At 69.9% G+C, this 12,641-nt stretch carries 11 protein-coding genes; 8 read left to right on the top strand and 3 right to left on the bottom strand.

Annotated features, from left to right (window positions below):
* The first annotated feature begins 14 nt into the window (after positions 1–14).
* Together ABD927_RS02010 and lon are read left to right on the top strand one after the other, a co-directional pair.
* Positions 15–413, top strand: a complete 399-nt coding sequence (locus ABD927_RS02010) for an Hsp20/alpha crystallin family protein (protein ID WP_345245776.1) — start codon at positions 15–17, stop codon at positions 411–413.
* Entirely contained in the window at positions 413–2,839 is a 2,427-nt protein-coding gene (lon, locus tag ABD927_RS02015) for an endopeptidase La (RefSeq protein WP_345245778.1), read from the top strand. Before ABD927_RS02010 ends, lon begins: the two co-directional genes overlap by 1 nt.
* Positions 2,840–2,914: 75 nt before the next feature.
* Here the strand turns inward: lon and selD are convergent, their stop codons facing one another.
* A complete protein-coding gene (selD, locus tag ABD927_RS02020) occupies positions 2,915–3,961 on the bottom strand; it encodes a selenide, water dikinase SelD (RefSeq protein WP_345245781.1) in 1,047 nt (348 codons plus the stop codon).
* 96 nt (positions 3,962–4,057) lie between these two features.
* Here selD and mnmH point away from each other — a divergent pair, with 96 nt between their 5' ends.
* Positions 4,058–5,113: a tRNA 2-selenouridine(34) synthase MnmH gene (gene mnmH, locus ABD927_RS02025; protein ID WP_345245783.1), complete on the top strand. Its 1,056-nt coding sequence runs from the start codon at positions 4,058–4,060 to the stop codon at positions 5,111–5,113.
* A gap of 285 nt (positions 5,114–5,398) precedes the next feature.
* Here mnmH and ABD927_RS02030 read toward each other — a convergent pair whose 3' ends face one another.
* Together ABD927_RS02030 and ABD927_RS02035 are read right to left on the bottom strand one after the other, a co-directional pair.
* Entirely contained in the window at positions 5,399–6,646 is a 1,248-nt protein-coding gene (locus ABD927_RS02030) for an aminotransferase class I/II-fold pyridoxal phosphate-dependent enzyme (RefSeq protein WP_345245785.1), read from the bottom strand.
* Complete coding sequence (locus ABD927_RS02035; RefSeq protein ID WP_345245787.1) at positions 6,643–7,368, bottom strand: GntR family transcriptional regulator; 726 nt, start codon at positions 7,366–7,368, stop codon at positions 6,643–6,645. The genes ABD927_RS02030 and ABD927_RS02035 overlap by 4 nt, the downstream gene beginning before the upstream one ends.
* A 239-nt stretch (positions 7,369–7,607) precedes the next feature.
* On the opposite strand from ABD927_RS02035, the gene ABD927_RS02040 reads away from it, so the two are divergent.
* The 5 genes from ABD927_RS02040 to ABD927_RS02060 are packed head-to-tail and all read left to right on the top strand — an operon-like array spanning position 7,608 to position 12,613.
* Positions 7,608–8,777 carry a M24 family metallopeptidase gene (locus ABD927_RS02040; protein WP_345245789.1) on the top strand — a complete coding sequence of 390 codons (1,170 nt, stop codon included), beginning with the start codon at positions 7,608–7,610 and terminating at the stop codon, positions 8,775–8,777.
* On the top strand, positions 8,774–9,577 hold the full coding sequence (locus tag ABD927_RS02045) for a putative hydro-lyase (protein WP_345245791.1): 804 nt from the start codon (positions 8,774–8,776) through the stop codon (positions 9,575–9,577). Before ABD927_RS02040 ends, ABD927_RS02045 begins: the two co-directional genes overlap by 4 nt.
* A gap of 44 nt (positions 9,578–9,621) precedes the next feature.
* Complete coding sequence (locus ABD927_RS02050) at positions 9,622–10,602, top strand: tripartite tricarboxylate transporter substrate binding protein (protein ID WP_345245793.1); 981 nt, start codon at positions 9,622–9,624, stop codon at positions 10,600–10,602.
* Positions 10,599–11,102: a tripartite tricarboxylate transporter TctB family protein gene (locus ABD927_RS02055; RefSeq protein ID WP_345245795.1), complete on the top strand. Its 504-nt coding sequence runs from the start codon at positions 10,599–10,601 to the stop codon at positions 11,100–11,102. Before ABD927_RS02050 ends, ABD927_RS02055 begins: the two co-directional genes overlap by 4 nt.
* On the top strand, positions 11,099–12,613 hold the full coding sequence (locus ABD927_RS02060) for a tripartite tricarboxylate transporter permease (RefSeq protein WP_345245797.1): 1,515 nt from the start codon (positions 11,099–11,101) through the stop codon (positions 12,611–12,613). Before ABD927_RS02055 ends, ABD927_RS02060 begins: the two co-directional genes overlap by 4 nt.
* Positions 12,614–12,641 lie beyond the last annotated feature (28 nt).

Below are 12,641 nucleotides of genomic sequence, written 5' to 3' on the forward strand. Positions count from 1 at the left end.
GCATGAGGCGCGCCATGAGATCACGCGATATGTCTTCCTGGATGTGGGGCGATGCCCTTTCCCTGCTGGAACAGGCCGAACGCCTGCACCGGCAGTTCTTCCGCAGCGGCCCGGCCGCCTGCTGGGAACCGCCGGTCGACGTGGTGGAAACCGCCGACGCAGTGTTCGTCCAGGTCGCCCTGCCGGGCGTCCCGGCATCCGACGTGGTCGTGCGCTTCGACCCCACCGGCATCACCGTTTCCGGCGTGCGCCGCTTTCCGGCGCCCGCCTCGGCGCGGCTGCACCGGGTCGAGATCCCGTACGGCCGCTTCGAGCGGCGCATTGGCTTGCCGCTGCATGCGCTGGAGCCCCGGTCGCCTGAAATGGCCGACGGCTGCCTGTTGCTGACGCTGACCAAGGTAAAGGAACGTTGATGAAGCAAGGTCCATCGTTGCAGGAAACGCGGGCGGGCGAGGATGCCCCGTATTCCGCGGGCGGCGCCGGCGCTTCGCCCGGCGGGGCGCACCAGCCGCTGAAGAAACTGCCCGACGACGCGCTGGCCATCGTGCCGCTGCGCGCCTCCGTGCTGTTTCCCGGCGTGCTGTCGCCGGTCACCATCCACCGCGGCGAAGCGCTGCAGGCGGCCCAGGAAGCCGTGCGCGGCGAACGCCAGCTCGGCTTCCTGCTGCAGCGCGATCCGATGAAGGACGACGTGGCGCCGACCGACCTGTACTGGGTCGGCACGGCCGGCCCGGTCGTGCGCTACGTGACCGACCAGAACAATACGCACCACATGGTGGTGCAGGGCCAGACGCGCTTTCGCGTGCTCGAGTTCCTGGAAGGCTGGCCCTTCCTGGTGGCCCGGGTGGCGACGGTCGAGCAGCCGGCGGTCGAAGGCCGCGACATCGAGGCCCGCTTCATGCAGCTCAAGGAGCGCGCGATCGAGGCGGTCGGCCTGCTGCCGCACGTGCCCGACGAACTGGCCGGCATGATCCGGCACATCGATTCGCCGGGGGCGCTGGCCGACATGATCGCCAACCTGATCGACGTCAAGCCCGAAGACAAGCAGGACATCCTCGAAACCTTCGACCTGCAGCGCCGCCTGGAAAAGGTGCTGACCGCGCTGTCGGCGCGCGTCGAGGTGATGAAGCTGTCCAAGGAGATCGGCGACAAGACCCGCGCCCAGTTCGACGAGCAGCAGCGCCGCCACGTGCTGCGCGAGCAGCTCAGGCAGATCCAGGCGGCGCTGGGCGAGGGCGACGAAGGCGCGGCCGAGGTCGAGGAACTGCGGCGCGCGATCGAAACCGCCGGCATGCCGGAGGAAGTGCTCAAGCACGCCGAACGGGAATTGAAGCGCCTGCAGCGCATGGGCGAAGGCAGCGCCGAACACGGCATGGTGCGCACCTACCTGGAATGGCTGTCGGAACTGCCGTGGAAGACCGAGCCGCAGCCGGCGATCGACATCGCCCAGGCCCGCCAGATCCTGGACGACGACCACTTCGGCCTGCCGAAGATCAAGCGCCGCATCCTGGAATACCTCGCGGTGCGCAAGCTGAACCCGGAAGGCAAGAGCCCGGTGCTGTGCTTCGTCGGCCCGCCCGGGGTGGGCAAGACCTCGCTAGGGCAGTCGATCGCGCGGGCCACCGGCCGGGTGTTCCAGCGGGTGGCGATGGGCGGCGTGCACGACGAGGCCGAGATCCGCGGCCACCGGCGCACCTACGTCGGCTCGCTGCCGGGCAACGTGATCCAGGCCATGCGGCGCGCCGGCACCACCAACGTGGTGCTGATGCTCGACGAGATCGACAAGCTGGGCGCGGGCGGCTTCCACGGCGATCCGGGCAGCGCGCTGCTGGAGGTGCTCGATCCGGAGCAGAACCACAAGTTCCGCGACAATTACCTGGGCGTGGACTACGACCTGTCGCGCGTGATGTTCATCTGCACCGCGAACCAGCTCGACACCATCCCCGGCCCGCTGCGCGACCGGATGGAAATCATCCAGCTGCCCGGCTATACCGAGGAGGAAAAGCTGCAGATCGCGCGCCGCTACCTGGTCAGGCGCCAGCTCGCCTCCAACGGGCTGACGGCCGAGCAGGCCGAGGTGACCGACGCGGCGCTGCAGGGCATCGTGCGCGACTACACGCGCGAGGCCGGCGTGCGCAGCCTCGAGCGCGAGATCGGCGCGCTGCTGCGCCATGCGGCGATGCGCATCGCCGAGGGCGGCGTGGAGCGGGTGACGGTGGACGAGCCGGACCTCGCCACGGTGCTGGGGCCCAAGCGCTTCGAAAGCGAGGTCGCGCAGCGCACCAGCGTGCCGGGCGTGGCCACCGGGCTGGCGTGGACGCCGGTGGGCGGCGACATCCTATTCATCGAGGCCAGCAAGGTGCCGGGCAGCGGCCGGCTGATCCTGACCGGCCAGCTGGGCGACGTCATGAAAGAGTCGGCGCAGGCTGCGCTGACGCTGGCCAAGACGTCGCTGGGCGATGCGCTCGACAAGGTCGACGTGCACGTGCACGTGCCGGCGGGCGCCACGCCCAAGGACGGGCCCAGCGCCGGCGTGGCGATGTACGTCGCGCTGGTGTCGCTGCTGACCGGCCGCCCGGTGCGGTCCGACGTGGCGATGACGGGCGAGGTGAGCCTGCGCGGGCTGGTGCTGCCGATCGGCGGCGTCAAGGAAAAGACGCTGGCCGCGCTGCGCGCCGGCATCCGGACGGTGATGCTGCCGCGGCGCAACGAGAAGGACCTGGAAGACGTGCCGCCGGAGGCCCGCGCCAAGCTGAATTTCGTGCTGCTCGACCGCGTCGAGGACGCGGTCAAGTGCGCGATCGGCGAGCCGGTGGCCGCGGAGACGGCGGCCGCCTGACGGCGGGGCCGGCCCGCGCTGGCGTCGTAGCCTGGCACGCCCCTGCCGCATGGCGGGGGCGGCCTGCGCGCTGCGTCAGCTTCCGCTGAACATCAGCGGCCGGCCGGCGGTTTCCGTCATGTTCCCGATGACGGCGGCTTGCTCGAAGCCGGCCGCGCGGAAGGCGGCCAGTACCCGTTCGGCGGCTTCCGGGGCGCAACTGACCAGCAGGCCGCCGCTGGTCTGCGGGTCGGTCATCAGCGCCCGCTGCCATTCCTCGCCGCCGGCCCACTCCACCTGCTCGCCATAGCCGCGCCAGTTGCGCGCGGAAGCGCCGGTGGCGATGCCTTCGCGCGCGAAGGCGGCCGCGATGTCGATCAGCGGCACGTCGGCCAGGCGCACCCGGGCCGACAGCCCCGAGCCGCGGCAGACCTCCAGCAGGTGGCCGGCCAGGCCGAATCCGGTCACGTCGGTCATCGCATGAACGCCTTCGAAGGCGGCCAGTTCGGCGCCGACCCGGTTCAGCTGGGTCGTATGGCGCAGCATCCGGGCGTAGCCGCCGGCATCGAGCCGGCCTTTCTTCAGCGCCGCCGACAGTATCCCCACCCCCAGCGGCTTGCCGAGCACCAGCACGTCGCCGGCGCGGGCATCGGCATTGCGCCGGACGCGGTCCGGATGGACCAGGCCCAGCCCCACCAGGCCGTAGATCGGCTCCAGCACGTCGATGCTGTGGCCGCCGGCGATCGGGACGCCGGCTTCGCGGCATACGCTGGCGCCGCCTTCGAGCACGCGGCGGATCACCTCGGGCGGCAGCTTGTCGATGGGCATGCCCACCAGCGCCAGCGCCATGATGGGCGTGCCACCCATGGCGTAGACGTCGGACAGCGCGTTGGTGGCGGCGATCCGGCCGAAGTCGTAGGGATCGTCGACGATCGGGGTGAAGAAATCGGTGGTGGCCACCAGCGCCTGGCTGTCGTTCAGGCGGTAGACCGCGGCGTCGTCGCTGGTCTCGGTGCCCACCAGCAGCTCCGGCGGGACGAAGCCGGGCGGCATGTGTGCCAGAATCTCGGCCAGCAGGCCGGGCGCGATCTTGCAGCCGCAGCCCCCGCCGTGCGAGAACTGTGTGAGTGCTATGGAATCCATGTCGTTTTCGATCCGTTGGGCGTTGCGTTCGCCTTTTCGTGTGCCGTTGCCGGCTGACGGCCATTGTGCCATCCGGCGCGCCGCGGCGGAGCCGCTATGAACCAGCGCCAGCCCGTGCGCCCGGCCGACCGCCACGCCTTCGACGCCATCATCGACGCCCGTTCGCCGTCGGAATTCGCGCTCGACCACATTCCCGGCGCGATCAATTGTCCGGTGCTCGACGACGAGGAACGCCGGATCGTCGGCACCCTCTATACCCAGACCGGCGCGTTCGAGGCGCGGCGCGTGGGCGGCGCGATGGTGGCTGCCAATCTGGCGCGGCACCTGCGCGAGCAGTTCGCCGACCGCCCGGCCAGCTGGAAGCCGCTGGTGTACTGCTGGCGCGGCGGCATGCGCAGCGGCTCGATGGTGACCTGGCTGCGGCTGGTCGGCTGGGACGCGCGGCAGCTGGCGGGCGGCTACAAGAGTTTCCGGCACCACGTGGTGGCCCAGCTGGAGGCCCTATGCCCGCAGCTGAAGCTGCGGGTCGTGTGCGGCGCCACCGGCAGCGCCAAGACGCGCGTGCTGCACGCGCTGGCGGCCCGCGGCGCGCAGGTGCTCGACCTGGAAGGCTGCGCCAGCCACAAGGGCTCCTTGCTCGGCGCGCTGCCGGATACGCCGCAGCCCTCGCAGAAGCGCTTCGAAACGCTGATCGCCACGGTTCTGGAGCCGTTCGACCTGTCGCGGCCGGTGTACGTGGAAGGCGAGAGCGTGCGGATCGGCTCGCTGTCGCTGCCGCCGCCGCTGGTGGCGAGCATGCGCGCCGCGCCCTGCGTGGAGATCGTTGCGCCGGCCGAAGCCCGGCTGGCCTATCTGCTGCGCGACTATGCCTACCTGGGCGACGACGGCCAGGCGCTGGCCGGGCGGCTGGAGCCGCTCAAGCAATTGCAGGGCGGCGAAGCCGTGCGGCGCTGGCAGCAGTGGGCGCGGGAGGGCGATTTGCCCAGCCTGTTCGCCGAGCTGATGGCGCAGCATTACGACGCCTGCTACGAGCGGTCGCAGGCGCGGCATTTCGCCGGCTGGCCGCAGCGGCGCCGGGTGGAGGCGCCGGACCTGTCCGCTGCCGGCATCGGGGCGCTGGCGGACCGCATTCTTGAACTGACGGGGAAGTGACCGGGCCGCGCGGCCACGGCCATACCGATCCGGCATAACAGCTGGTGCCGCATCCGCATTGAGCGCGCGCCGCAGCCGACTGGACAATGCGGTGCCACGCCCAGGCATGCCAGGCCAGCCCGGAAACCCGATGGGCGCCGCCGCCCTCACCCTCAGCATCGGCCTGTCCGACAACGAGTGCACGCGGCCGATCACCCGCGGCGGCATCCGGCCGCCGGCCGACCTCAAGGGCAAGCGCATCGGCGTGCCCGATACCAGCAGACCGCCGCGCTGTGGCGCCGCGCCTTATGCCCGCCGCGCCAGGCGCGATTCGGCATGCATCCGTTCCAGCACGCCGACGATGTCGTCCAGCTTGCGGGCGAACAGTTGCTCTTCCTGCGCGAAGCAGATGCGGAAATGTCCGGTGCCGCGCGCGCCGGACTGGTAGCCCGGGTTGATGATCACGCCGGCGTCGTTCTGCAGCCGCAGCGCGATCTCCTGGTCGGAGGCCGCTACGCCGACCACCTTGGGGAAGAGGTAGGAGGTGCCGCCCGACGGCACCACGCGCAGCACCTCGGAGCGCTGGAAGCGGCGCACCGCAGTGTCGCGCAGCGCCTGGTACTGGCCGATGCGTTCGGCCACCAGTTCGCGGTCGTCGGCCAGCCAGTGGACCAGCGTGTGCTGCGCGTAGGCCGGCGCCCGCAGCGCGGCCACGCTCTGCACGTCTTCCATCCGCTGCAGGATGGGGGCGGGCGCGACGGCCGCGCCGAGCCGGTAGCCGCTCATCGATTCGGTCTTGGAAGGGCCCAGCAGCGTGACGGTGCGTTCCTTCATGCCGTCGAGCGAGGCGATGTGGCAGAACGGCCGGCCGTCGTAGACCAGTCGCGAGTACAGTTCGTCGGCCACCACGAACGCGCCGTGCTGCAGCGCCAGCGCGGCGATGCGCGCCACGGTGTCGGGGCCGTGCACGGTGCCGGTCGGATTGTTCGGGTTGGAGAACAGGAACAGGCGCACGCCAGAGCGGAAGGCGGACTCCAGGGCGTCCAGATCGAGGGTGGCCGATTCCGCGTTCTCCCACCACAGCGGGATGGAAACCACCTCGGCGCCGAAATAGCGCAGCATCCGGTGGCTGGTGAGATAGTCGGGATCGACCAGCGCGACCTTGTCGCCGCGTTCCACCAGCGAGGCCAGGGCGACGTACAGCGCGGCCTGGCTGCCCGGGGTCAGGATCAGTTCGCCCTCGGCCGCCACCGGCATGCCGAGGAAGCGGGCGACGTTGCCGGCCACGCGCGCGCGCACGCCGGCGTCGCCGCGGTAGGGCGTGTAGGTCAGCCCGCCGCGGGTGGCGGCCGCCGTGAACGATTCGATCGCCCAGCCGGGCGGCGGAAAGCGGACGGTATCGGCGTAGGTCAGGTCCACCAGCGGCCCGAGCCGGGCGGCGTTGGCTTCGAGCTGGCGTTCGCCGGCGCGCAGCGACATGCCGGCCAGCGGGGAATGCTCGGGCAACTCGAGCCGGCGTATCCGTGCGGGCGCGGCGATGTTCGGAGAGCTCACGATTCGGGGTCCTTGGCGGGTTCGTGGACGTTGAGATCGGCCGCGGTGCGGCGCTCGTGCTCGCGCACGATGCTCATCAGGGCGGCGTAGCCGTCGCCGATGTGCTGTTCGATGATCTGTTTCACCTGCAGCGGCTGCTGCTTTTCCAGCGCCCGCAGGATCTTCCAGTGTTCGAGGATCGATTTATGGGCGCCGTGCCGGTCCTGCGCATAGAAGCGGACATAGCGGTCGCTGGTGTCGCGCAGCCGCTCGATCAGCGCGCACGACTGCTCGTAGCCGGAGGCGCGGTAGAGCAGGGCGTGAAACAGGCGGTCGAGCCTGACGTAGCTTTCCGTGTCGCCGTTCTCGACCACCGTTTCCTGCTTTTCGATGATCTTTTCCATCGCCTGCAGCGTGTCCTGGTCGACGCGGCGGGCGCCGGCCTCGGCCAGCATGGCCTCGAGCGCCTTGCGGCTGGCGTAGACGTCTTCCAGCAGGGCGACCGACAGCGGCGTGACGATGGAACTGCTGTGCGGCCGGTTGATGATGAGCCCGTCGGCCGACAGCTGGACCAGCGCCTGGCGCAGCGGCATGCGGCTGACGTTGAGCGTGGCGGCCAGCCATTCCTGGTCGAGCCGCTGCCCGGGCTCTAGCCGCCCGATGAGGATCCAGTGGCGCAAGGTTTCCACCACGCTCTGCTTCTTGGTCTGGTACACGCCGGGCTCGCCGGCCAGGCCGCTCATGGGTTCAAGAGCGGGGCGTTCTTGTCTCTCGATCTTTTGGGTCACTGTAAACCTGTTTGGATATTGGATCCAATAAAATTCTAATGTGACGGTGAATTCGCCGTCAATGCGCTTGAAACCAGCTGAACGTAAGGAATTCTCCTCGTATTTTAAGGGTTATCACTAGGTTGTTGCTATGCGGCATCCTGGAAGATCATCTTTTCAATTGGATATTGGATCCGAAATATTTGGGGGCCGGCATGAACGAAGCAGCAGATCCGTCAACGTCCTACGAGATGACGTTCGGCGTCGAGGAATACCGGGAACGGCTGCGCAAGGTCCGCGCCGGCATGGCCGAAGCGGGCGTGGACACGCTGTTGCTGAACTCCTTCGCCAATATCTTCTACCTGATCGGCCACCAGACCACCGGGCTGGCCAACTATCACTGCCTGATCGTGCCGATGGAGGGCGAGCCGCTGCTGGTCGTGCGCCGCCTGGAACTGCTGCTGGCGCAGAGCTGCAGCTGGATTTCGGAGTTCGTGGCCTGGGAAGACCATGAGGATCCGGTCGAGGTCACCACGCGCACGCTCTCCGCCCGCGGCCTGGCCGCCGGCCGGCTGGGCGTGGAAAAAGGTTCGCTGGCGGTGTCGGCGCGCGCCATGGAGCAATTGCAGGCCGCCTTGGGCGGCGCGCGCTTGGTCGACGCCACCGGGGTGGTCGAGGCCTGCCGCCGCATCAAGAGTCCGGCCGAGATCGCGTACATCCGGCGCACCGCCGAGATCACCGGCGCCGGCATGCGCGCCGCGCTGGCGGCGGTGCGTGCGGGCGTGACCGAGAACCACGTGGCCGCGGCGGCGGTATCGGCCATGTACGAGGCCGGCAGCGAATTCATGTCGCGCGAGCCGACCGTCAATTCGGGGCCGCGTTCCGGCATCGCCCACACCAGCTTCAAGCGCCGAGTGATCGAGCCGGGCGATACGGTGCTGCTGGAAATGAGCGCCTGCTACAACCGCTATTCGGCGCCGCTGATGCGCGTGGCCTCGATCGGCGAGCCGCAGGCGCGCGTGCGCGCCATGTCGGACGCCTGCATCGGCGGCCTGGAGGCCGGCATCGCGGCCGTGCGGCCGGGCGCCACCGCGGGCGACATCGAGCGCGCCGTCGGCGAGGTCTACCGCGCGCACGGCCTGAGCGCCGGCAAGCGGGCCGGGTATTCGATCGGCATCGGCTTTCCGCCGAGCTGGATGGAGGCCGAGATCATCGCCCTCAAGCGCGACGACCCGACGGTGCTGGTGCCCGGCATGGTGTTCCACATCGTGCCGGCCCTGCGCGAGCCGCGGCAATTCGCCGTCGGCTGCAGCGAGTCGGTATTGGTGACCGAGCAGGGGCACGAGGTGCTGACCGCGCTCGACCGCAAGCTGTTCGTCAAATGACGGCCGAGGCCGACCGCCGTGGCGCGCTGAGCCCGGCGCAGGCGCGCGCGATGTTCCGCGCGGGCAGCTGGCAGGGCGGCACGCGCGGATTCTGCCTGGGCTATCTGCAATGCGGCATCGTCATGCTGCCGCCGCAGGAGGCGCAGGACTTCCTGCTTTTCTGTACCCGCAATCCTCAGGCGCTGCCGCTGCTGGACGTGATCCGCGGCGGCGACGTCTCGGCCGGGCGCCTGGCGCCCGAAGCGGACCTGCGCTTCGACCTGCCCCGCTACCACGTCTACCGCAACGGCGAACTGTGCGACGACCCGCTGGATGTGGCGCGCCACTGGCGCGACGACCTGGTGACCTTCGTGCTCGGCTGCAGCCTGACCTTCGACGCGGCGATGCTGGCCAACGAGATCCCCTACCGCCAGCTGGAGGAAACGGGCCAGCCCACCATGTACCTGACCGGCATCGATTGCGAGCCGGCCGGCGCCTTCGCCGCGCGGCTGGTGGTCAGCATGCGGCCGATGCTGCCGCGGCACGCGATCCGGGCCATCCAGGTGACCTCGCGCTATCCGCGCACGCATGGCGCGCCGGTCCATTTCGGCGATCCGGCGGCCATCGGCATCGCCGACATCGATCGCCCGGACATCGGCAGTCCGGTCTCGATCCGGCCGGGCGAGGTGCCGGTGTTCTGGGCCTGCATCGCGACGATCTGGGACGCGGCCAGGCGCTCCCGGCCTTCGCTGTTCATTTCCCACGCCCCGGGCTGCATGTTCATTACCGACCGGCGCGACGAATCCGTCGCCGTGCTCTAGCCGGGCATGGCGCATTCCATTGCCACCATTCGGAAGGAACGACGATGAGCGAGAACCTGATCTCCATCCTGCGCGGCGCCGTATCGGGCGCGCTGCTCGGCCTTTGCGCCGCATCGGCCGCCGCCGCGGCGGATTATCCGAAGCCCGGCCAGAAACTGACGGTGGTCGTGCCGTGGGACGCCGGCGGCGGGGTCGACGTCAGCATGCGGCTGCTGCAGCCGGCGCTGGCAAAGGAGCTCGGCATGCCGGTGCAGATCGTCAACATGCCGGGCGGCGGCTCGCAGGCCGGCCTGACCCGCTGCATGGCTGCCGCGCCCGACGGCTACACGCTGTGCGCGACCAGCCTGCCCAGCACCAACCTCACCTACCTCATCCCCGAACGCAAGGCGCCGTACAAGCGCGAGAGCTTCGTGCCGGTGGCCACCTTCGCCTTCGAGTTCGGCTCCATCCTGGTAACCAAGGACAGCCCCTACAAGACCGTGTCCGACCTGGTCGACGATGCCCGCAAGCAGCCCGGCAAGATCCGCATCGGCAACGCCGGGCGCTACACCAACGCCCACATCGACCTGCTGTCGTTCGAACGCGCCACCGGGGTCAGCGTGGCGCCGGTGTTCTTCAGCGGCGGCGCGCCGGGCGTGACGGCGCTGCTCGGACATCACATCGAGGCGCTGTCTTCCACGCCGTCCAACTACATGGGGCAATACAAGTCGGGCGACGTGCGCGTGCTGGCCGTCATGGCCGACGAGCCGTCGGCGCTGCTGCCGGGCGTGCCCACCTTCGCGTCGGCCGGCTACAAGGTCAACGGCTTCACCACCCGCACGCTGTCGCTGCCGCCCGGCGTGCCTGCCGACATCGCGGCCAAGGTCGAAGGCGCCATCCGGCGCGCCGTCAATACGCCGGAATTCCAGCGGCAACTGGCCGGCCTGGGCGCCGAATTCCGCTACATGGACGGCGCGCAGAGCGCCGACCTGTGGAAGCGCACCGACGCCGACCTGACGGCCTTGCTGGCTCGGGAGGCGAAATGAGCGCGCCCGCGCGGCCGCCCGGGCGGCCCCGGGCCAGCGTGGCCAAGCGCCTGTCCGCCGTCGCGTTGATGGCGCTGTCGCTGGCCATCGTGTGCAGCGCCGTCCAGTTCGGTGTTTATTCGGACATCGGCCCGGGACCGGGCCTGTTCCCGATGGTGCTGGGCGCGCTGCTGTGCCTGCTGACCGTCGCCTGGCTCACGCTGCCCCAGAGCGGCGACGAAGGCGAGGCCGAGCCCGCGCCGGCCGGCGGTCCGGCGCGCGCGGCGGCGGTCGCGGCGATCGTGCTGTTCGCCATCGTCGCGATGCCGCTGCTGGGCTTCGCGCTGACGGCTTTCGCGGTGGCGGCCGCCGGCATGCGGGCCGTCGGCGGCCAGGGCTGGCGGGCCACGCTGGCGGTGGCGGCGGCGGCCGGCGCGGGCAGCGCCTACCTGTTCCAGAAACTGCTGGAGGTGCCGTTGCCGCTATCGGCGATCCCGGGCCTGCGGCTGCTGGGAGTGTGACCATCGTGGACAGCATCGGCCATCTCCTGCAGGGCTTCGGCACCGCCCTGGCGCTGCACAACATCCTGTACGCGCTGGCCGGCACCGGCATCGGCATGCTGGTGGGCGTGCTGCCGGGCCTGGGGCCCGCCGCCGCCACGGCGCTGCTGCTGCCGCTCACGTATTCGCTCGACACCACCGGCTCCATCATCATGCTGGCCGCCATCTACTATGGCAGCCAGTTCGGCGGCACCATTACCAGCGTGCTGCTGAACGTGCCGGGCGAGGCCAGCAGCGCCATCACCTGCCTGGACGGCCATCCGATGGCCCAGGCCGGCCGCGCCGGCGCCGCGCTGACGATCGCCGCCGTCGGCTCGGCCTTCGCCGGCGTGCTGGCCACCGTCGGCCTGATCGCGGCGGCGCCGGTCATGTCCGGCTTCGCGCTCAGCTTCGGCCCGCCCGAGCAGTTCGCGCTGATGGTGTTCGCCACCACGCTGCTGATGGCGCTGGCCGGGCGTTCGATGCTCAAGGCGCTGATGATGGGCGTGCTGGGCCTGTTCCTGGCCACGGTCGGGCTCGATCCCACCCAGGGCTATCCGCGCTACACCTTCGGCATGCCGGAACTGTTCGACGGCCTGTCGTTCGTGCCGATCGTGATGGGCCTGTTCGGGCTGGCCGACATCATGCTCGCGGTGGAGCGGGGCGTCACGGGCACCGGCCAGCTGCACCGGGTCGACCGGCTGCTGCCGACGGCGGCCGAGGCGCGGGCGTCGGCGATGCCGGTGCTGCGCGGATCGGTGCTGGGCTTCGTGCTGGGCCTGGTGCCGGGCATGATGCCGTCGATCTCCTCGTTCCTGTCGTACATCGCCGAGAAGACGGTGTCGCGCACGCCGGGGCGCTTCGGCCATGGCGCGGTGGAGGGCGTGGCCGGGCCGGAGTCGGCCAACAACGCGCATGCCACCTCGTCGCTGATCCCGCTGCTGACGATGGGCATTCCCACCACGCCGACCATCGCGCTGATCCTGGGCGCCTTCCTGATCAAGGGGCTGGTGCCCGGGCCGCTGCTGTTCCGCGACCATCCGGACGTGATCTGGGGCGTGATCGCCAGTTTCTTCATCGGCAACGCGATCCTGCTGCTGTGGAACATCCCGCTGATCCGGCTGTGGGTGTCGATCCTGCGCATTCCGCCGGCTATCCTGTATGCGCTGATCATCGTGTTCATGATCGTCGGCGCCTACAGCGAGTACGGCAGCATGTTCGGCGTGGCGCTGCTGCTGGCCTCGGGACTGGTCGGCTACTGGATGAAGAAGCTCGATTTTCCCGTCGCGCCGCTGGTGCTGGCGCTGGTCATCGGCCCGATGATGGAGACCTCGCTGATGCGGTCGCTCGAAATGTACCCGGGCAACGCGGAATCGATGCTTACGCGGCCGATCGTGCTGACGATGATGATCATGGCGGTCGCCGTCGTCGTTTTCTTCTCGCTGCGATCGATCGGCGCCTCGGAAAAATTCGTCCGTGCCGACGCGGAATAGCTCCGCGCCGGCGCGGCGCCACCAAGGA

The sequence above is a fragment of the Pigmentiphaga soli genome, assembly GCF_039541095.1.
GTDB classification, from domain to species: Bacteria; Pseudomonadota; Gammaproteobacteria; order Burkholderiales; family Burkholderiaceae_B; genus Pigmentiphaga; species Pigmentiphaga soli.

Coding starts and splice junctions, on each gene's coding strand:
- ABD927_RS02010 (WP_345245776.1), top strand. CDS start 15: ATGAGATCACGCGATATGTCTTCCTGGATGTGGGGCGATGCCCTTTCC.
- lon (WP_345245778.1), top strand. CDS start 413: ATGAAGCAAGGTCCATCGTTGCAGGAAACGCGGGCGGGCGAGGATGCC.
- selD (WP_345245781.1), bottom strand. CDS start 3,961: ATGGATTCCATAGCACTCACACAGTTCTCGCACGGCGGGGGCTGCGGC.
- mnmH (WP_345245783.1), top strand. CDS start 4,058: ATGAACCAGCGCCAGCCCGTGCGCCCGGCCGACCGCCACGCCTTCGAC.
- ABD927_RS02035 (WP_345245787.1), bottom strand. CDS start 7,368: ATGAGCGGCCTGGCCGGCGAGCCCGGCGTGTACCAGACCAAGAAGCAG.
- ABD927_RS02040 (WP_345245789.1), top strand. CDS start 7,608: ATGAACGAAGCAGCAGATCCGTCAACGTCCTACGAGATGACGTTCGGC.
- ABD927_RS02045 (WP_345245791.1), top strand. CDS start 8,774: ATGACGGCCGAGGCCGACCGCCGTGGCGCGCTGAGCCCGGCGCAGGCG.
- ABD927_RS02050 (WP_345245793.1), top strand. CDS start 9,622: ATGAGCGAGAACCTGATCTCCATCCTGCGCGGCGCCGTATCGGGCGCG.
- ABD927_RS02055 (WP_345245795.1), top strand. CDS start 10,599: ATGAGCGCGCCCGCGCGGCCGCCCGGGCGGCCCCGGGCCAGCGTGGCC.